At 38.0% G+C, this 19,586-nt stretch carries 16 protein-coding genes; 9 read left to right on the top strand and 7 right to left on the bottom strand.

Features of this window, described 5'->3' with window-relative positions; genetic code table 11:
• Nucleotides 1–177 precede the first annotated feature (177 nt).
• The 3 genes from H6G14_RS07965 (at nucleotide 178) to H6G14_RS07955 (ending at nucleotide 2,651) form a co-directional block, all read left to right on the top strand.
• The gene (locus H6G14_RS07965; RefSeq protein ID WP_190566607.1) at nucleotides 178–729 is read left to right on the top strand and encodes a hypothetical protein; all 552 of its coding nucleotides are present in this window, start codon (nucleotides 178–180) and stop codon (nucleotides 727–729) included.
• Between the two features lie 399 nt (nucleotides 730–1,128).
• The gene (locus tag H6G14_RS07960) at nucleotides 1,129–1,698 is read left to right on the top strand and encodes a hypothetical protein (protein ID WP_190566605.1); all 570 of its coding nucleotides are present in this window, start codon (nucleotides 1,129–1,131) and stop codon (nucleotides 1,696–1,698) included.
• A complete protein-coding gene (locus H6G14_RS07955; RefSeq protein ID WP_190566604.1) occupies nucleotides 1,695–2,651 on the top strand; it encodes an MDR/zinc-dependent alcohol dehydrogenase-like family protein in 957 nt (318 codons plus the stop codon). Before H6G14_RS07960 ends, H6G14_RS07955 begins: the two co-directional genes overlap by 4 nt.
• A gap of 18 nt (nucleotides 2,652–2,669) precedes the next feature.
• Here H6G14_RS07955 and H6G14_RS07950 read toward each other — a convergent pair whose 3' ends face one another.
• The 7 genes from H6G14_RS07950 to petP form a co-directional block, all read right to left on the bottom strand.
• A complete protein-coding gene (locus H6G14_RS07950) occupies nucleotides 2,670–2,957 on the bottom strand; it encodes a hypothetical protein (RefSeq protein WP_190566602.1) in 288 nt (95 codons plus the stop codon).
• 114 nt (nucleotides 2,958–3,071) lie between these two features.
• A complete protein-coding gene (locus H6G14_RS07945) occupies nucleotides 3,072–3,875 on the bottom strand; it encodes an SDR family oxidoreductase (protein ID WP_190566600.1) in 804 nt (267 codons plus the stop codon).
• Between the two features lie 238 nt (nucleotides 3,876–4,113).
• Nucleotides 4,114–4,887, bottom strand: coding sequence for an enoyl-CoA hydratase/isomerase family protein (locus tag H6G14_RS07940; RefSeq protein ID WP_190566598.1), 774 nt, complete (start codon nucleotides 4,885–4,887; stop codon nucleotides 4,114–4,116).
• A gap of 119 nt (nucleotides 4,888–5,006) precedes the next feature.
• The gene (locus H6G14_RS07935) at nucleotides 5,007–5,618 is read right to left on the bottom strand and encodes a Crp/Fnr family transcriptional regulator (RefSeq protein WP_242053376.1); all 612 of its coding nucleotides are present in this window, start codon (nucleotides 5,616–5,618) and stop codon (nucleotides 5,007–5,009) included.
• A gap of 128 nt (nucleotides 5,619–5,746) precedes the next feature.
• On the bottom strand, nucleotides 5,747–6,781 hold the full coding sequence (gene chlG, locus H6G14_RS07930) for a chlorophyll synthase ChlG (protein ID WP_190566594.1): 1,035 nt from the start codon (nucleotides 6,779–6,781) through the stop codon (nucleotides 5,747–5,749).
• 119 nt (nucleotides 6,782–6,900) lie between these two features.
• Nucleotides 6,901–8,001 (bottom strand): Get3/ArsA fold putative tail anchor-mediating ATPase NosAFP, encoded by a 1,101-nt coding sequence (locus H6G14_RS07925; RefSeq protein ID WP_190566592.1) that lies wholly within the window; start codon nucleotides 7,999–8,001, stop codon nucleotides 6,901–6,903.
• A gap of 84 nt (nucleotides 8,002–8,085) precedes the next feature.
• Nucleotides 8,086–8,280, bottom strand: coding sequence for a cytochrome b6f subunit PetP (gene petP / locus H6G14_RS07920; protein ID WP_010998615.1), 195 nt, complete (start codon nucleotides 8,278–8,280; stop codon nucleotides 8,086–8,088).
• Between the two features lie 178 nt (nucleotides 8,281–8,458).
• Here petP and H6G14_RS07915 point away from each other — a divergent pair, with 178 nt between their 5' ends.
• From H6G14_RS07915 to H6G14_RS07890, 6 genes are all read left to right on the top strand, one after another.
• Nucleotides 8,459–9,271 (top strand): Uma2 family endonuclease, encoded by an 813-nt coding sequence (locus H6G14_RS07915; protein ID WP_190566590.1) that lies wholly within the window; start codon nucleotides 8,459–8,461, stop codon nucleotides 9,269–9,271.
• 23 nt (nucleotides 9,272–9,294) lie between these two features.
• Nucleotides 9,295–10,053, top strand: coding sequence for a Uma2 family endonuclease (locus H6G14_RS07910; RefSeq protein WP_190566588.1), 759 nt, complete (start codon nucleotides 9,295–9,297; stop codon nucleotides 10,051–10,053).
• A 100-nt stretch (nucleotides 10,054–10,153) separates the two neighbouring features.
• On the top strand, nucleotides 10,154–10,960 hold the full coding sequence (locus tag H6G14_RS07905; RefSeq protein ID WP_190566586.1) for an ABC transporter permease: 807 nt from the start codon (nucleotides 10,154–10,156) through the stop codon (nucleotides 10,958–10,960).
• Complete coding sequence (locus tag H6G14_RS07900; protein ID WP_190566584.1) at nucleotides 10,961–11,701, top strand: ABC transporter ATP-binding protein; 741 nt, start codon at nucleotides 10,961–10,963, stop codon at nucleotides 11,699–11,701.
• A gap of 75 nt (nucleotides 11,702–11,776) precedes the next feature.
• Nucleotides 11,777–16,909 carry a glycosyltransferase gene (locus H6G14_RS07895; protein ID WP_190566582.1) on the top strand — a complete coding sequence of 1,711 codons (5,133 nt, stop codon included), beginning with the start codon at nucleotides 11,777–11,779 and terminating at the stop codon, nucleotides 16,907–16,909.
• Between the two features lie 25 nt (nucleotides 16,910–16,934).
• Complete coding sequence (locus tag H6G14_RS07890; protein WP_190566580.1) at nucleotides 16,935–19,502, top strand: hypothetical protein; 2,568 nt, start codon at nucleotides 16,935–16,937, stop codon at nucleotides 19,500–19,502.
• The last annotated feature ends 84 nt before the right edge of the window (nucleotides 19,503–19,586 follow it).

The raw sequence follows: 19,586 nt of genomic DNA, 5'->3' as shown, positions 1-19,586 counted from the left end.
TATTTATCAAGGTGATTGTATTTGACTAGTATCACAACTCACTCATGATGTTGATACACGATGCAGATACTTAAACTTTAAACAAATTAGGCACAGTCAGAGAAATATCAATCATTGACAGTGGTCGTTCTTAAAGTCCTTGATACAAGTTTTTTCTAAGTATTTGAATGAAGAGTTATGTTATCTAACTTAGCTTTAATCCGCGAATTTATTACTCAATCCATCGCCAAGAAAGAAGTTCTTTTAGCTAATTCTGCTTTGCAAGCCCAAATGGTTTACAAAAGTAACCAATTAATTGCTAAGAAAGAAGGAATAATTGCCACCACACAACTGAATACTAACCCATCCGATTTTCTCATAGCTTCGCCTTCATCTTATTGGGATGTTATGAACGAGACATTAGCTGATTACAGCTATATATTTACAGGGGAAGTTGATAGACTAGGCTTTTATAAATATCAACAATGTTCTGTACCCCAAGGCTACCAACTGCGATGCACAACATCTGTTAATTTGTGGCAAAATTGGTGGAAATATCGGAAAACAGCCTTCAATTCCGGAATCCCTTTGGATATTTTAATTCGCACAAGAGATTCTTGGTACGGCATCAAAGATTTATTTATTAGTGATGGTCTCATTTATATTAAAACCTTAGTCAGTGAGATGACAGTTCATTCTAATGACCTAGTAATTTGGTTGAGTAAAAATGAGCTAGAATCTCAAGCTTAGATCAATATGTTTTTAGCTTTTTAACGCGGAAGTTAGTGCAGCGAAAAGTTCTGGAGGAGGGTTTCCCTCCGTAGGAACGCTGCTTTGCACAATGAAGGGAACCCCAGCAAGTAAGTGGCTCAACTTTTCAAGGTAGAAGTAGAGGTACTTATAAATAACAGCGATTATGAGAATTATGTTTATTATTAATCAAGGTTTGCTATTAAATTAAAAATGCCTAGCTTAGATTAAACTGTTGCGCGAGTATATGCACAGCAACCTATAAATATAGATTAAGAAGAGATTGAAGTATAGTGAAAGTTTTGCCAATTTTGTAAGAACTGATGGTTTTTTGATAATTGCTCACTTACAATTGGTTACATCTTACATAAAACATGGTGCATTCAGTATAAATAAGCAATGTTATCTAATTTAGAGTTATTACGGCAGTTTGCCACTCAATCTATCCAAAAGCAAGAAATTTTGTTAGCTAACAGCACTTTACAAGCTCAAACAGCTTATAAAATCAACCAAATTATAGCTAAAACCGAGGGGGTGATTGCTACCGCCCCACTCACTCATACACCCCTAGAATTCTCGGTTAAAGCAACTTCATCACATTGGGAACTGATGAACGAGGTGTTGGCTGAACATAACTATATGCTTACAGGAGAAATAGATAGTCGTAATTGTTATAGATATCAATATTGCCAAATTCCCAAAGGTTACCAGATGCACTGTATGAAATCAGTGCATCTGTGGCGTTCTTGGTGGAAATATCGCAAAAATACCCTGCAACTAGGAATTCCCTTAGATTTGCTGATCCGTACCCGCAATTCTTGGTATCCTGTTAGGGATTTAACTATCAGCGACGGATTGCTATATATCAAAACTTTAGGAACTGAGATTGCTGTTCACTCTGATGACTTAGTAATTTGGTTAAGCAAGATTGAGCAGAAGTTCCCCAACACTACTGAGATAGAAAGATGAAAGGAATCTGGCTAGAAAATAACCAGTTACAACTGCTTACAAATATTCCCATTCCGGAACCACCACCAGAAGACGCGCTAGTTCGTGTTTTACGCGCAGGAATTTGTAATACAGACTTGGAGTTGCTGCGGGGCTATTATCCCTACACAGGAATTCTCGGACACGAATTTGTGGGAGTTGTGGAACAAGGGCCAGAACATCTAATTAATCAAAGAGTTGTTGGGGAAATTAACGCTGTCTGCGGTTATTGTCGTTTTTGTCGGCGAGGACAACCAACCCATTGCGAAAATCGGACTGTTTTGGGTATTGTGAATCGTCATGGGGCTTTTGCTGAGTACCTCTGTTTACCAGTCAAAAATCTCCATCCTGTACCCGAAAATGTGTCAACAGAGGCTGCAACTTTTACCGAACCCTTGGCAGCAGCACTAGAAATTCAACAACAGGTAATATTGAGTAAAGATGACCGTGTGCTAGTAGTCGGAGATGGCAAATTGGGACAATTAGTAGCCCAAACACTAGCTTTAACTGGTTGTGAATTATTGGTTGTTGGTCGTCACGAAGAAAAACTCGCTCATTTAAAGCTAAGGGGCATTCAAACGGGTTTAGTTGATGCTGTCCAAGATAGGGCTTTTGATATTGTAGTTGAGTGTACTGGTAATCCAGAAGGATTTGCGATCGCTCGTCGGGCTTTGCGTCCCCGTGGTACTCTAGTTCTGAAAAGTACCTATGCTGGTAATCTCAGCCTTGATGCTTCTTCTTTAGTTGTAGACGAAATTACTCTCATCGGTTCTCGTTGTGGCTCTTTTCCCCCTGCACTGGAACTATTAGCTACAGGAAAAGTTGACGTAGAACCTCTGATTCATGCTCACTACCCACTCAGCCAAGGGCTTTTGGCTTTTGAGGAAGCCCAACGCCGAGGCGTGTTAAAGGTATTATTAGAGATTGGTAATTAGTTGTTTCCCCTGCCTACACTAGTATAAGTAAGGATTAGTCTTTGCTTGATAATCCATACAGTTGATGGCTTCTTCTGTGTTAGCACGGGATGGGTGTACAGTGCATTTCAGACGATAGTCATCTGTAAAAAATTGGCAGCCAGAACAGGGTATTTGGTGCATTTGTTTGGCTGTGTTGATACTATCTCGCGTAGCACTCCACAAACTCCAAGCGATGAGAATCATCAAACCCCATGCACCGACAAAACAAATCGGTACTAAAAACTTTTGAATCCCCAGAATGATAAATATAATTGCTTCCAACACGGCCAGTCCTGATAAAAGTGACGAGTTAGAAGTTATGTTATCGCAATACGGAGTGTAGAGTTCTAAGTCCTAAGTATTATTCAATCTATTTTAAGTTCTGGCAGCTAGCTCATTTTAAAAACCAAATGCCAGAAATCCTCCATCAACAGCGATACATTGTCCTGTAATATATGATGCGGCAGGCATACAGAGAAAAGCTGTAAGACTCGCTACTTCTTCGGGTTGACCCACGCGTTTCATTGGTGTACGTGAAAGAACTGCGCTTAAAGTTTCGGGATTGTTGAGTAGAGGCTCGGTTAGAGGAGTTTGGATAAACCAGGGTGCGATCGCATTAACGCGAATACCATCATCTGCCCATTCTACCGCCAGCGATCGCGTTAACTGCACAAGTGCGGCTTTGGTCATGCCATAGGGTGCGCCAGTCCGAACGGAAATTAATCCAGCAACAGAACCGATGTTAACGATACTGCCGTTTTTACTTGTTTTGAGTAAAGGATAAAACAGTCGGGAAAGCTCAAATATAGAAGTTAGATTAATTTGAAATATCGCAGCAAATTCTTCTTCCGTGTAATCAGTCGCTTTCTTGCGAATATTTGTGCCAACGTTATTCACCAAAATGTCAAGTCTTCCAAAGGTCTTGCTAACGTACTCAAGCATCATTTGACGACCTTCAGAAGTGGAAACGTCGGCGGCAACTCCGTGAACGTTCCCCGCAGAATCCCAAGCCTTTATCTGCTGCTCAATCGCTTCAGCATTGCGAGCAACAATGACGATTTCTGCACCTAAAGCCAAAAACTCTTGGGCGATCGCTAAACCAATTCCTTTTGTAGCTCCGGTAATCAAAGCTTTTCGTCCGGCTAATGTCCAGCGTTCCCGGATTTTTTCCCCAAAAGCTGGAGGGGTAACAAAATCTTCCATCGTCATATACCTCTGGATGTTTTTAGACAGGTGAATTATTCCTGTTAAATTCACCTGTCAACAAGAAGAAAGGGGGCAGGGTGCGGGGGGAAAAGGGGAAAAGTCCCTCCTTTTCCTCCTGCCTCTTCCGGTCAAGTATCAAAAATGTCAAGTATAGCCGTAGCCAGATAGATTAGGACAACAAGCTAAGATCAAACGCTGACAACACAAGGCTTTCAAATCTGTCAACCGTCAACAGTCAACCGTCAACAGCTATATTGCGGAGATCGGTGGCGGTAATACCTTCTAATGCTAGACCATAGCCAATCCCTTCATTAACCAACCGCTTCAGTCTTTGGGTCAAGGCCACACGGGTGTATCGCAAGTTTAATGTGGGCTGTTTGGCAAGTGTCCTGGCAATTTCCCAAGCCCGTTCCATGAGTTTGCTTTGCGGTAATACTTCATGGACAACATTAAGTTCATAAGCTTGTTGAGCCGTCAGCTTTTCTTGAGTAAGCAAGAAGTAGCGCCCGCGATAAAGACCAAGTGCCAACGGCCATAGTATGTGTACTCCGTCACCAGGTACTATACCTGCATTTAAATGAGGCATATCTTGAAATACGGCGTTTTCAGATGCAAGAATAATGTCGGTCGTCAGAATGTATTCACTATGAAGTAATGCTGCACCATTGACAGCAGAGATGACTGGTACTTCAATATCCAAGAGGTTTTGCAGCACCTTTTTACCTTCCCAATAAGTTTTATCCCACTCACGAGGATTGGTGACATCTCCTAAACTAGCAAAATCGATTTCAGCCATCCAAGCATCACCAGTACCTGTGAGGATGACAACGCGGTTATCTCTGTCTCGGCTAATGTCATAAAATGCGTCGGGAAACTCTCGATGAGTTTTACCTGTGAAAACAAGTGAACCACCGTTTGTGTGCATTCTCACTTCTAGAATGCCATTCTCATCTCGATGGAAATGCAGGTTTTCGTATTTAGTGAAATATTCAGGTTGATTCAAAGTCATGATTTGTTCTGTGTTGGCATAGCTTCAGATTTCCGTAGCTAAATCTATGCTTTCGGCACAGAGACTTCTTTGATTGAAATCAAGTTTGAGATGATTTTTAATAATCCGTAATTTTACGATTAAGTCCGATATAGTTCTTGAACTAATACAATTTGTCGTTTTTTGCGGGTAATTGCCCCGTCTTTTTGCAGTTGACTCAAAACGCGAGACAATGCTTCCTGGCTCAACCCCATATCTTCGGCTATTTCCTTCAGAGGTTTATCCAAATTGACAATGTTTCCGTGTGGATGGGCGGCAATTTCCAAATAACGAAGCACGCGATCGCGGGCAGAACGAATACTCCGCAGTTCTAGTAAAATTTTTACTTGGTGAAATCTTCGCGCCAGTTGTACTATGAGTGCTTCTGATAAATCTGGATGCTGGCGTAAAGTTGCTAGAAACGCCTGTTTAGGAAAAGTAGCAACACGGGAAGGAATATCAGCGATCGCCGTACAATCATAAAATTCGTTGAACAAAGCAGCTTCCGCAAAACTTTCTCCAGCTTTGACTTCATAGTGCTTGATAGATTGACCAGTGTCGGTATAGTGCATAAGTCTGATCTGTCCAGATATGACTACAAAAATGGCTCTGGTTAAATCACCTTGATGGAAAAGGGGCTGTCCAGCCGTTAAACTCTCATAGGTGATTGCCATCGCCATTTTGATATTTTCTGGCAGCTGGTCAATGTTCAAAAAATTGATCATGTACTTGACTTTTTTTGAATTCAAAATTCAAAATTTAAAATTCAAAATGAAGAGAAGAAGCGAGCGTTAGCTGCCCGCAGGGAACTTAGAGAAGCCGTAGGCTATTGCGAATTGGTTTAAATTCCCGCATGACCCAATGCTAAACCAGCTACAAGCATACCTAATACCAGGAATGGCTGGGCGCTGGCTTGGTATTTCACATCGTTTTTTAAGGGGTCACGCAAGAAATACATATCTTGGAAGGTGATTTGCGGAATGATTAACAGTACCAAGATGGCAGCGTACAAATTCTCATGAATGGTCACAAGATAAGCCGCAATTAATCCTTGGAACACGTCAATCATGACCACGCAAATCCAGGCAGCCGTGTTGATACCAAACATTACAGGTAGCGATTGTAATCCCAATTGGCGATCGCCTTCTACACTCTTAAAGTCGTTGACAATGGCAATTCCCAATCCTGCCAAACTATAAATCAAGGTGAGAACAGCTATTTTCCAGTTGAGTTCGCCAAATAAAGCATGACCAGCCCACCAAGGTAAGGCGATGTAACTAGCACCCAAAGCGTAGTTACCCAACCAGCCGTTCTGCTTCAACTTTAAGGGAGGCGCAGAGTAGATAAAGGCGATAAAGGAACCAAACAACGCCAATACTGTGACATTGGGGAACTCATGACCCGCCCATAAATCCAGGGTAAATGCAACGGCAATCCCCGCGAGAAATAACGCCACAATTTGGGTCACTACCTGGGGTACAGAAATTGCGCCGGAAGGGATGGGGCGATAAGGTTCGTTGATGGCATCAATTTCGCGATCGTAAAAATCGTTGAGGGTTTGAGTGTAACCCGTCAAAAGCGGCCCGGACAACAACATACAAGTTGCCGCCTTCAAAACATTTTCCAATGACCAGGTATAGTTACCAGAGGAAGCCGCACCACAAACCACACCCCAAATCAGAGGAATCCAAGTAATCGGCTTCATTAATTGCAGGCGGATTTTCCAAATGGAAGTTTCCCCTGGCGCTGCACCTTTCATACCCAACAACTGCCGGGTTTTGGCAGTGCGGTCACTAGAGGCGATCATATCTGGGCTGGGATTCGCTAAAGCCTCAGATGGATTGGAATCGGGAGTAATGGGAGATGATTCAGACATAATAGTAATTCGTAATTAGGGTATACAGAGAAACGCTTTAGGTCTTGAAGATTAGCGATTAGGAAAATTTATTTTTCCCCATCTCCAATCCCCAATCCCCAATACCCAGTCCCCACAACTTAAAAAGAAATGATCAAATAATTATTTTGGAACTTTGCCCCAGTGATAGGTCTACCACTGAGTGCGGGAGGTAAGAAAATATTCCTTCGTTGGTCACCGGCTTCTACTGTTACTTCCGGGCCGTACTGGGTGAGTTTGACCTGTTTTTTATCAAATCCGGGTAAAAAGAGGCGTACCTGACGATTATGGGTGTCGATAGTAATCGGAGGGGGAGCTTTTACTGCTTGCTCAACAAAATTGGGGAGGGCATCTATTAAAGGTTGCCACTCACCTTTAGCAACGTCAGGAACAACAGTTACAGGTAAGGGTGTAAATTCTGCCGATAAGTCGCCCTCTGTTTGTGAGGATAACTGGATCACACCACCAATCGTTAACCCGATTTGTTGAGCGCTACCCCATAAATAACGTACACTGACAACTTCTAGAGGGTCTGCTGTAGTGACCAAAAAAGCAGCAACTCGCTTGGGGTCAGCCAGTGCCTCTTTTCCCTTATCTAGGAAATTATTGACTTGATTGGTAGGTTGAGCAAAGTTATCTGCTGTCCAATTGACGTTGAAAAAGCTGCTGATTAACGGTTGAATCAAGGGTGATTCGGCGATAGTTTTACCTAAATCAGAGTTGACAAACAATTGCCGAAAGCGCCGTACATACCAGCTTAGAGATTCCGGTAACCCCAACATCCGTAAAGTGAAAGCGTCGCCTGTGCCATCGTAGACGATCGCATCATACTTACCACTGGCATCATATTCACGAATCGCATTCAAAGCCAAGGCGCTGTCCATCCCCGGTAATACTACCAGTTCTTGACCGTACACCTCTTTGATAATGGGCGTGCGGAGATATTGCGCCTCAAGTTTTTTCACTTCTTCCCAATTGCGTTCCAGCAACACAGAAGATTGAAACTGTACAACTTCTAGATTGGGGGCAATTTGCTGGGGGTCAGGGGTTAGGGTTTGCTCTAACAGGAGGGGCAATACTGGTTCTGCCAATCCTGCTAGAAGTACCCGCTTGCCTTGACTTGCCAATGACTTGGCTGTGGCGATCGCTATTTTTGTTCGCGCTACGCCACTTTTGCCCAAAAATGTCAATATCAGGGCCATTATCTTGATTTCCAATTACCGCAGGTCTGTTCAATTCCAACTTAACACTAGGCAAATACTCTTAGCTTCTACCTAGAGTTGCTTCTATGACACTGGTTTGATTTCATCTTCAAAAAACCAAGTGGAAGTATTGTCGTTAAACTTCACCACTACACCGATACCAGCACCATCAGTTACCTTGTAACCCTCGATGATACCGACTTCTCCGAGCTTTTTGGCGATTGGAGCAGAAACGCGATCGCGCAAACGAAACACCTTAACCTTTTGTCCGATTTCCATGCCTACATAAAACGCAATAAACCAAGTTTCAGTTTAGCTGAATCCGGTACTCATCGGTTATACGATTTGGGGAGAAGAAACCAGGGACAGAACTTTTGACTGTTGACTAACGACTATTGACTAATGACTATTGAGCCAAAGCTTAAAATTAGAATAATCCGCAATCAGGTATAAAACCATGTTTGTCACAGCGCAACAGCTAGAACAACAAATGCCCGATGCAACTCGGTTGTTAAGTGATGAGCCGGAAATGGAAACTTCGTTGCATTATATGCAGCTATTACTGCTAGTAACTTGCCTAGAATGGCTATGGCGTGATACAAATGACTATTTTATTGGTGCCAATCTGACAATATACTTTAGCCGTCAGCAGTTGCGAAATCGAGATTTCCGAGGCCCGGACTTTTTTTTGGTGAAGGATACTGAAAAGCGCCCCCGCAATTCTTGGGTAGTCTGGGAAGAAGATGGTCGTTATCCAGATTTAATTATTGAGTTACTTTCTGACAGTACGGCTGATGTTGACCGAAATTTAAAGAAAAGCTTGTATGAGAATCGATTTCATACACCTGAGTATTTTTGGTTTTCCCCAGAAAGTCTAGAATTTGCTGGTTTTGAATTGATAGGTAATAGGTATCAAGAAATCCTACCTGATAGCCGTGGCTGGCGTTGGAGTGAGGTACTTGGTCTGTATCTAGGTATACAAGAAGGTAAACTTCGCTATTTTAATGCCGAGGGTAATTTAGTACCAACGCCAGAAGAAGCTGCTATGGCGATACAACAAGAGGCGATATCAGCCCAACAACAAGCAATAGCAGCCCAACAACAGTTATCTGAATCACAACAACAGTTATCTGAGTCACAACAACAGTTATCTGAATCACAACAACAGTTATCTGAGGCTGAAATAAGATTGCAGCAAGAACAGGAGCGATCGCAACTGTTGGCAGAATATTTACGTTCTCTAGGCGTTGACCCAGATAGTTTGAGTTAAGCAAATTCGCTGAGGTAAAAGTCATGTATCAAACTGAGCCGCCCCGCCCACCACAAGAAACCATGCCGACAATGTATGATTTACCCAGTGAATTAGTAGGGGAATCAGGCTTGCCAGACGAATTTCATTGCATCCAGGCAGATTTACTCAGTGAGACTTGTCAGCTTCCCAATTATCCACCGGAGGAAATTTTACTGGCCAGCGACTTAAACCTTTACTACGACCCCCGCCATACTTTATGGTACAAGCGCCCAGATTGGTACATGGTTTTGGGAGTACCTGGTGCTACTCAACAGCAAAACTTACGTTTAAGTTACGTTATTTGGCAAGAAGGAGTTGCTCCTTTTTTAGTAGTTGAACTACTTTCTCCAGGGACAGAACCAGAAGATTTAGGGCAAACCCTACGAGAAGTGAACAAACCCCCAACAAAATGGGAAGTGTATGAACGGATTTTGCGCGTTCCTTACTACGTTGTCTATGACCGCTACGAGAATAACTTACGAGGTTTTCGACTGAATGGCGCTCGTTATCAGGCAATTCCTTTACCAGAAAAGCGATTTTGGTTAGAAGAATTAGAATTGGGTTTGGGTCTTTGGCATGGTACTTATCAACAGACCACTGGACTATGGTTGCGCTGGTACAATGCAGCAGGTTGGTTGCCAACACTCAAAGAACAAGCTCAACAAGAACGTCAACGGGCTGAACAGGAACGTCAACGGGCTGATAGACTGGCAGAGTATATGCGATCGCAAGGAATAAATCCAGACAACTTACCTATATAAGAAAATATAAAATCCCAATACTAACTCCATGCAGAAAAATGCACTCTGATAGTATAAAATGCGCGAATAACTCGCTTGTGGTCTGTGGTGGTGTTTGAAGATGGCTCTTGTAATTAAAAATAATTCAAACTGGCTGCAAGTGCAGCGCTACTGGGAACTGCTGCGTGTTTTAGTGATGAGGAATCTCAAAGTACGCTACCGGGGTTCCTTGTTAGGCGTATATTGGTCGTTACTAAACCCGTTGATTATGACGGGACTGTACAGCGCCATTTTTGGCACAACATTCGCTTCTTATTATGGCAATTCCATCCTGAACTATATATTGGCAGCATTTACTGGTTTGGTGGTCATCAATTTTTTTTCATCCTCCACATCCCAAGCCTTGTCCAGTGTAGTAGGCAACGGAGCATTGTTGAATAAAATCCGCTTGCCTGTTAGTGTGTTTCCCGTATCAATGGTTGCGGCAAATATATTTCAGTTCGCAGTCGGAGCCTTCCCTTTACTGGTGATAATTACATTCGTTAATTCTAAAAGTATAATAAACGTTCTAGCACTATTCTTTCCCTGTCTGGCTTTAGCTTTAGTTTCTACCGGGGTGGGATTTTTAGTCAGCGCCTTGTATGTCTTCTTTAGGGATTTACCTTACTTTTACGAGTTAGTTGTGTTTGTACTCTGGGTTAGCAGCCCAGTCTTTTACCCGGCCGCTATTGTACCACCTCAAGTCAAACCATTTTTAGTCTTAAATCCACTATCTCCCATTATTGAAAGTTTACGTCAAATCACAATATCAGGAAATTTACCAGATTTAAGTCTAATTTGGGGCGGTCTACTTGGTGGCATAATTATGTTGTCCCTGGGATGGGTTTGTTTTCAGTTGTGGCGACATCAATTTATGGATCTGCTGTAGATGGAAGTAATTCGTCTGGATAAAGTGTCGCTATGGCGGCGAACCCAAGAAGAGTTTTCTTATGATTTGAAGAAAACGTTGCTATCTGTTTTAGAGGGTAAATATCGCAAGCCAGCCAAGAAGTTGGTTTTAGACGGAATCGATTTGGTTGTAGAAAAAGGTGAAAAAATAGGCATTATTGGCGCAAATGGATCTGGCAAATCAACTTTATTGAAGGTCATTTCTGGTATACTGCAACCAACAAGTGGAATAGCCAGAGTCCGAGGACAAGTTGCACCTTTAATTGAGTTAGGTGCTGGGTTTGATGTCGAAATATCTGTGATGGATAACATCCTGTTATATGGGGTGTTACTAGGGTTTTCTAGGGCCGAAATGAAAAAAAGAGCCAATTCAATATTGGAATTTGCTGAATTACAAGACTATGCTTTAGTTCCAGTAAAGGGTTTATCATCTGGAATGATCGCACGTCTAGGATTTTCCATTGCTACAGATGTACAACCAGATATTTTGATATTAGATGAGGTCTTATCAGTAGGGGATGAAAAATTTAAAAATAAATGTGAACAGCGAATTGAAAAATTTTGGGATGATAATGTGACTATTTTAGTAGTCTCGCATGATTTAAAATTTATAAAAAACTTTTGTCATAAATCCATATGGTTAGATCAATCTAAAATAAAAGTATCGGGAGAAACACATGATGTTGTCGCTAAATATTTAAATTCTATAAATAATAAATAACGTAATTATAAAAATAGTACAAAATTCGTTAATTCGTTAATCCGTTTATGATATCAAGAATTGAGGTAAGTATTAATGCTAGAAACCGGAATCTTCACACCTAGTAATTTAAAAATTCAACATTGGGGAACTTTCGATGTATGTAACTATGGTGATTTAATATTTCCGCTAATACTTGAATCTGAAATTAGTAAAAGAATTTCTAACATAGAAATAACACTTTATTCACCTAAAGGTGGAAAATTTAAGCCAGAAGAAAGCAGAGATATAAAACAAATTATTAGATTAGAGGAAGATGGATTTTTTCGGGAAATATTAAACTACCAAGGAATTATTTTGGGTGGGGGAGATATCATCAGATTTGATGATTCTGCAATGGTATCAGTTTATGGAATTTCTCAAGAAACAGCAGAACAAGAACGCTCATATCAAGTTTTCATAGAGGATTTAGGCAAACTATCTTCCTGGATTCCAGTTATATGGAATTCAGTCGGAATACCTTTTCGATTTAATGAGCAACAATCATTACTTTTAAGAAAAAGCCTTGAAAAAATCGCTTACATAAGCGTAAGAGATGATTTGTCTAGGCAAAAATTAATTGATGCTGGAATTGATCAAGAAATTTATCTAGTCCCAGATACTGCATTTTTGATTTCTCGTTATTATCCTAAAACTAATCTCACAGAGATACATAGAAATCTAATTCAAACTAACCAATTTCCAGGATCTGGTAAGGTTTTGTGCTTTCAAGTTAATTATGATGCTATGAAGTATCTGCCAGAATTAGTATTAGCGATTAAGGAAATAATTTTAATATGTCCTGAGATAGAAATTGTATTTTTACCTATTGGATTATGTCATAAAGATCAAGTAATTTTACAAAAATTACAAGCAGAAATAGACAAGAGAACGTTTTTATTATGTGGAGATATAGATATTAAAAAAATCGCTACTGTAATTGCTTATTCAGATTATTTTGCTGGTACTAGCTTACATGGTAATATCACAGCTTATGCTTATGGAATTCCTAATTTGTTAATCAATTTTTCTGATTTAGAGAAAATTAAAGGAATTGCAAAAATCATGGGGCTTGAGCAAAATATTATAAATCAAGCTAGTATACTGAAAACTTCGTTGCATCAATTAATCCAGCAGCAAAAAAGAGAACATAGAAACCTATCAGAAATTATCAAAAAAATTGATGATCATTTTGATAAGATTGCTGAAATATTGGAAACACCATCAAATCTTATTTTGCCCATTAATGAAACAATTCAAAATATTGAAGAAGTTAGTAAATCTCTGAAATATTATATTAAGAACATAGAAGTAAAAAGCCAAAATAAAGCAATAGAAGGATTAAAATTAGAAGTACAAGAAATTAAAGACCAATTAGAGCGATCACAGTCTCATCTACAGGTTGAACTAGAGCGATCGCAGTCCCAAATACAGCAAACTCAGATACGATTAGAGCGCTCGCAGTCTCAGCTACAGGCTGAACTAGAGCGCTCGCAGTCTCAACTACAGCAAACTCAAACAGAATTAGAGCGATCGCAGTCTCAACTACACGCTGAGTTAGAAAGATTACAATCTAAATTAAAATATACACAAAGAAAACTGGATTATCAGAAAATAAACCTAAGGATAAAATTATTTAACAATCCATTTTTAAAACTATTTACTAAAATATTGAGAATCCGTGAAATCTCCCCTAATGGATATCTGGTAGGTAATTTAGAATCACCAAATGTTCAAGAAAATAATATTAATAATATATTACAAATTTCTGGCTGGATTTTTAGTAAAAAAACTAAAATTAACTCTCTAATATTAGTAAGAGAAGATTTACAAGAAGAGCAAATTGAATATGGTTTTACACGCACTGATGTAGCTAAATTTTATTCAGATATAGAAAATGCAAGTTCATCAGGATTTACATCTAATTTAATTGTGACTAATCCAACTTCTGGCTATATAGGTATTCAAATTTGGGCAATTTTAGAAACTGGTGAAAGTATTTGCTGTTTTACTCGACGTGTTCAATTTATACAACCAAACCGGAATAAAAAGGTGAATGGTAAAGAAAGCAAAATAAATCTTTTCTTATTTATACGTGGTGTAGTAATCAAAGCTATAACTGCTTACAAACAGGGAAGATTACCGCTAGCTCCAAAGTTATGGATTTATTATCTACGGCGTTACTATAGACAAACTCAGTACTTACAGAACTATCACACTACAGGTATACAATACTCAGGCATCATTCATCCCTGGCAAACGCAAGATCCATATCAAAGATGGCTTCAGACTAATAATTTGTCATCAAATCTTTTAAATAGGATGAGAGATGATGCTAAAACACTCGCCCCACACGGAGTCAAGATTAGCCTTATTGTGCCAGTTTATAATACTCCTCGGCATTTGCTGATAGAAATGATTGACTCCGTACAAAATCAGATATATCCAAATTGGGAATTGTGCATAGCTGATGATGCCTCTAGCAAACCTCATGTTCGAGAAATTTTACAACAAATAACGGCAGAGGATGCACGCATTAAAGTGGTTTTTCGTCCAAAAAATGGTCATATTGTCGAAGCTACTAATTCAGCTTTGGAAATTGCTACAGGTGATTACATAGCCTTACTTGATCATGATGACACTTTATCTTGTGATGCACTATTACACGTTGCCGAATGCGTAAACCAACATCCTGAAGTGGACTGGATGTATACAGATGAAGACAAAATCAACGAATCTGGATACCACTTTGATCCACAAATGAAGGGTGCGTGGAGTCCCGAAATGGCAATTACCCACAACTTCACCCACCACCTCACAATCATCCGCAAAACCTTGATAGACCAAGTTGGAGGAATGCGAAAAGGATTTGAGGGAGCGCAAGATCTCGATCTATTTTTGCGTGTGAGTGAAAAAATAACACCAGATAAGGTTCAGCATATTCCTCATATCTGTTATCACTGGCGAACACACTCTGGCAGCACGGCTTCACGCGGTACTCAAAAGAAATATGTATTTGATAGTGCTTACAATGCCATAGAAGAAGCAATTCAACGCAGAGGTCTAAGAGCCAAAACATTTTTACCACCAATTGCTCAAAAACATGGCTTATGTTTACATCAACTCAAATGGGATAATTCACTAATAGCAGAAAATCCTGTGACAATTGTTATCCCCACAAAGGATAGAATAGACCTTTTAAAAAAATGCGTTGCTAGTCTTGAGAAAACGGTAGATAAGCGCTTTGTCAAACTATTAATAATCGATGATTGCTCTGTAGAACCATCAACTCACCAATACTTTAATAAATTACAACAAGAGCAAATATTACAATGTCGAGTTATTCGCTCTGAACGCAAAGTAGATACTTTCAATTATGCCCAGTTAATGAATTTAGCTTGTGAGCATATTGATACACCTTATATGCTTCATCTGAATAATGATATACAAGCCTTAGAGCCAGGTTGGCTAGAAGACATGGTTGGTTGGATGTCTATAGATGGTGTAGGCGTTGTGGGAGCTAAACTTTTATATCCTGATAATACTATTCAACACTCTGGAGTCGTAGTAGGCCCTCATAATGGATTAGCTGACCACTTGTTTCATCGTTTACATCAAGATGAAGTTGGTTATATTTGTTTACCCCATGCAACACGCAACGTTTCAGCAGTAACAGGTGCTTGTCTTTTAACTTCAACCAATCTGTATCGTGAACTTGGTGGCTTTGATGAAGAGAATTTTGCAGTCGAGTATAACGATGTTGATTACTGCTTACGAGTAGTGCAATCTGGAAAACGTATTGTTTGCTCACCTCAAGCTGTCCTGATGCACGAGACTAGTGCTTCTAGGGGTAGAAGTTATAACCCTCAAGAACATATTAACTTTATTGAAAAATATAAGAACTTTGTAGATCCTTTCTTCAGTAGAAGTTTAGATATAAATTCTATGTTTATGGCTATTAATCCTTACCATTATAGTCATGTAAATAGAATATCAAAAGCAAAAATTATCTTTATTACTCACAACCTAAACTTAGAAGGCGCGCCATTAATTGTTTACAATTACGCTCATTACTTTACCAGTAAAACTGGTTGTGAGATATCTGTTATTTCTTCTAAAGACGGTATTTTGCGGAAAGAGTATGAGAATTTAAATATACAAATAAAAATTGTCCAAGATATCTTGCCGTTGCATCAAGAAAGCTTAGAGGAATACCACCAACGTCTTCAAGAAGTTGCGAAAAAAATAAACTTAGAATCATATGATTTAGTTATATGCAATACCTTGCTAAGCTTTTGGGGTATAGCAATGGCAAAGCTTTTTAACATGCCAACTATCTGGCATATTCATGAAAGTCAGGATATCGATGCTAGCATAGATAATTTCTTTGGTCAGGCATCTAGGGAAATTATGCAAAAAATATTGCCTGATTGTTTTTTAAATGCAAGCAGAGTAGTTTTCCAAGCCGAAGCTACACGCAGAATTTTTCATCAATTCGATATCAAAGACAATTTTCGTACTATTTCTGGAGGAGTTGATTTACCAAAAATCAATGATTTTCGGAGTACTCATGGAAAATCTCAGTTGCGACAAAAATACAGCATAAATCCACAACATTTAGTAATTTCTATAGTGGGTACAACATGTCTAAGAAAAGGTCAACATATTTTTATAGAGGCTATTAAAGAGTTAGAAAAAATTTGTGCTGATAAGTTTCTTAATATATCTTGTCTCATAGTAGGTGCTAGAAATACTACCTACATAGATAAAAATTATTTAGAATTATTAAAACGTAAAATACAAGAATTGTCCTTGAAAAACATCTCTATTTACTTTGAAACTAAAGATGTTTATGATTTTTATACTCTAAGTGACATTTTTGTTTGTGCATCTTTTGAAGAATCTTTTCCCAGAGTATTGCTAGAAGCAATGGCATTTGAATTGAAAATCATTAGTACTGATGTATTTGGTATACCAGAAATTATCAATGATGGGAGTGAAGGTTATTTAGTAGAACCAGGAAACCCCAAAGCTCTAGCTGCTGCAATCTATCACTGCATAAAAGAGCCAGCAATATCGGAACGCCTGGCGAAAAATGCTTATGCAAAAGTATGCCGGATGTTTGACAACAATAATTTACTTCAGCAGCATTGGTCATTAGCTAAAGAAGTTATTTTAAGCCAACCTTAAGAAATGGATTTTTATTGCAATCTCTATGTTCTATAGTTCATCAAATAAAAAAATAAATATACTAGTTATTTTTTTATGTTTTTACATTTTTTTGGCTTTTTTACCCTTGCCTTCAGGAATAAAAGTAGGGCTTGATCCATCATGGCAATACGCAATTAGTCGTGCAGCAGTTGATAAACTTGTTTTCGGTAAGGATATTATATTTACATATGGCCCATTCGGCTATCTCATTCATGGAGCCGTATTAAAAGAAAACTTTTATGGAATATTTTTATTTCGCTTAATGGTTGAATTGATAACATTTGTTATTAGTATTGCAACGATTAACCTTCAAAAAACAAAATTTAACAAAATATTACTTTCCATTAGTATATTTTTTACGTATCTAATTGGCTCTTCGATCGATTACAAAATCATATTTGCATTGATAATGGTATTATCTTGGGATAATATTATCAATCAAAAAAATATTAGATGGTGGGCTTTAGTAATTGGTGCAATATCAGGTTTTTGTTTGCTAACAAAATTTAATATCGGAGTTTGTACTTTAGGTATTATTGTTTTCGTAATTATAGGTAGAATATCCTGGGATTTTCAGCATAAAGCTGAATTATCTACAAACATATTTGCCTTGTCTGATTCCATAATTGCTGCGTTAACTTCAGCTTTTTTATTATTAAACACTAGTGATATTAACCATCTTAAGCAATTTATTTTCTGCATATTTTTTGCCAGTTTTTCTGGAATATTTTTTGATTTTATTAAAAAATATTTACTTAAAGATAATAATTCTGTAAATCCTAACATTATACATAGAAAAATATATCCTAAAATAAACTTTAAAAATGGTTTTTATATAGCATATATATTGGCTATTTTAGTAACAAATTTTTATTTTTCTCCCCAATTAATCAATTTTCTTAAGGGTTCACTAGAAATTTCCTCTGGATATTCTAGTGCGATGAGTATAGTTGGCTCTCCTTGGGAATTAGGGTTTGCTATTGTAGGAGTTTTCGTTCTCTTATTAACGCTTATCCAACTCATACATGGAGAATTTTTAGGGCTAGGATTAGCTTTAGGTTTTACTTTATGGATGAGTTTCAAGCATGGTTACGTTCGTCAAGATGGCCATGTTTATCTTTTTATTCAATGTTGGCCTATTATTTCTTCTATCGCTATTACTAAATTAAGCGATCATTCTAAAATTGTTAAAAATGTAACTTTATTTTATTTAATTTCTTTAATTTCTATATATTCTTTGACTGCATCACCTTTTGGAAACGCAGATGCCAATCTGAGTTCTAAGTTAATTAATAATTTCAACCCTATTAATGTAATTAATCAAGTATCAATGATACTCAATCCAGAAAAGCTATTTTCTCAAATAAATGAAAGTAGTAATTTAGAGTTATCAAAAGTTAAATTACCTGAGATTGTATTACAAACTTTAAATGATGCTACAGTAGACATTTTTCCTTGGGAAATTTCAATTGTTGAGTCAAATAAATTGAACTGGCTACCCAGACCTATATTTCAATCTTACTCTGCATATACTAAGTTTCTCGATAATGCAAATTTGCATAGCATATCAAGAAAGTCTCCAGAAAATATAATATATGATTTTTTATCTATTGATAATAGACATCCTTTCTTTGATGAACCAGCAACATTTTCCTATGTAGTTTGTAATTATAAGTTGTCTTCAAAAGTGCAACAATTTATAAACACACCTGCACTTTCTAATTTGATATTTTTACAAAAACGCGAGAATAATATATGTACCCCATCTTTAAATCATAAACTATCTTTAGTAGATTGGAATCAATCTGTAAAGTTAATGGAAAATCCTTCTTTAGTTCGTGCATCTATCAAGTTTGAATATTCTTTATTAGGTAAAATTTATAAAACTTTGTTTAGAATACCGCCTGTAACTATTGATATTGAGCTTAAAAATGGTTCTCATCCCTTTTTCAGGATAATTCCTGAAAATTCAGAAAATGGTGTTATAGTAAGTCCTCTACCGATAAATGATAATCAAATTTTCTCCTTATTCGATGGGAAGTGGAATCAACAGGTTAAGTCTTTTAAGTTCTCCACAAGTAATCCTATCCTGTACAAACCAAAGATTCAGGTAAGACTTGATAATTATGGAATTTTGGATTCATCTATCTCTATCAAAGATGAATTTATTGATATTTCCAAATTAAAAGATATCCTTTTTCTTCAAAAGCCAACGGAAGAACATATTGGGTCAGTAGATTATCAAAATATTAAGTCTGTAAAAGCACAGGCTATTGATATAAATGGATGGATGATATCTAAATCGAATCCGCAAAAACCTCTATGGATATTCGTAACACAAGGTGCAGCAAATATTCCTGTTGCCATTACCAAAACAGGTTTACATAGATATGATGTTGCAGAATTTTATAAGAACCAAAGCTATAATCAATCTGGCTGGTCTCTTTCTTTAAGAGCAGATGACATCTTGAAAGATTCCTATTTTATTAAGTTTTGGATTTATGAACCCGAAAATAAAACCGCTAAACCGATTATTGGTAATCATATCCTAAAAATTAAAAAAGGAACTTAATTTTGCAATTAACTCCTGGATATGAAATGAATAATTGAAAATAAATCATCAACTTTTAATACTCTTATTCTATTTGTCAACTGA

The organism is Nostoc parmelioides FACHB-3921 (genome assembly GCF_014696625.1).
Lineage (GTDB): Bacteria > Cyanobacteriota > Cyanobacteriia > Cyanobacteriales > Nostocaceae > Trichormus > Trichormus parmelioides.
This window is presented reverse-complemented; position numbering and strand designations above follow the sequence as displayed.

Excerpts from the sequence above, each read along its gene's own strand:
- H6G14_RS07965 (WP_190566607.1), top strand. The coding sequence starts at position 178 with ATGTTATCTAACTTAGCTTTAATCCGCGAATTTATTACTCAATCCATC.
- H6G14_RS07960 (WP_190566605.1), top strand. The coding sequence starts at position 1,129 with ATGTTATCTAATTTAGAGTTATTACGGCAGTTTGCCACTCAATCTATC.
- H6G14_RS07955 (WP_190566604.1), top strand. The coding sequence starts at position 1,695 with ATGAAAGGAATCTGGCTAGAAAATAACCAGTTACAACTGCTTACAAAT.
- H6G14_RS07945 (WP_190566600.1), bottom strand. The coding sequence starts at position 3,875 with ATGGAAGATTTTGTTACCCCTCCAGCTTTTGGGGAAAAAATCCGGGAA.
- H6G14_RS07940 (WP_190566598.1), bottom strand. The coding sequence starts at position 4,887 with ATGACTTTGAATCAACCTGAATATTTCACTAAATACGAAAACCTGCAT.
- chlG (WP_190566594.1), bottom strand. The coding sequence starts at position 6,781 with ATGTCTGAATCATCTCCCATTACTCCCGATTCCAATCCATCTGAGGCT.
- H6G14_RS07925 (WP_190566592.1), bottom strand. The coding sequence starts at position 8,001 with ATGGCCCTGATATTGACATTTTTGGGCAAAAGTGGCGTAGCGCGAACA.
- petP (WP_010998615.1), bottom strand. The coding sequence starts at position 8,280 with ATGGAAATCGGACAAAAGGTTAAGGTGTTTCGTTTGCGCGATCGCGTT.
- H6G14_RS07915 (WP_190566590.1), top strand. The coding sequence starts at position 8,459 with ATGTTTGTCACAGCGCAACAGCTAGAACAACAAATGCCCGATGCAACT.
- H6G14_RS07910 (WP_190566588.1), top strand. The coding sequence starts at position 9,295 with ATGTATCAAACTGAGCCGCCCCGCCCACCACAAGAAACCATGCCGACA.
- H6G14_RS07905 (WP_190566586.1), top strand. The coding sequence starts at position 10,154 with ATGGCTCTTGTAATTAAAAATAATTCAAACTGGCTGCAAGTGCAGCGC.
- H6G14_RS07900 (WP_190566584.1), top strand. The coding sequence starts at position 10,961 with ATGGAAGTAATTCGTCTGGATAAAGTGTCGCTATGGCGGCGAACCCAA.
- H6G14_RS07895 (WP_190566582.1), top strand. The coding sequence starts at position 11,777 with ATGCTAGAAACCGGAATCTTCACACCTAGTAATTTAAAAATTCAACAT.
- H6G14_RS07890 (WP_190566580.1), top strand. The coding sequence starts at position 16,935 with ATGTTCTATAGTTCATCAAATAAAAAAATAAATATACTAGTTATTTTT.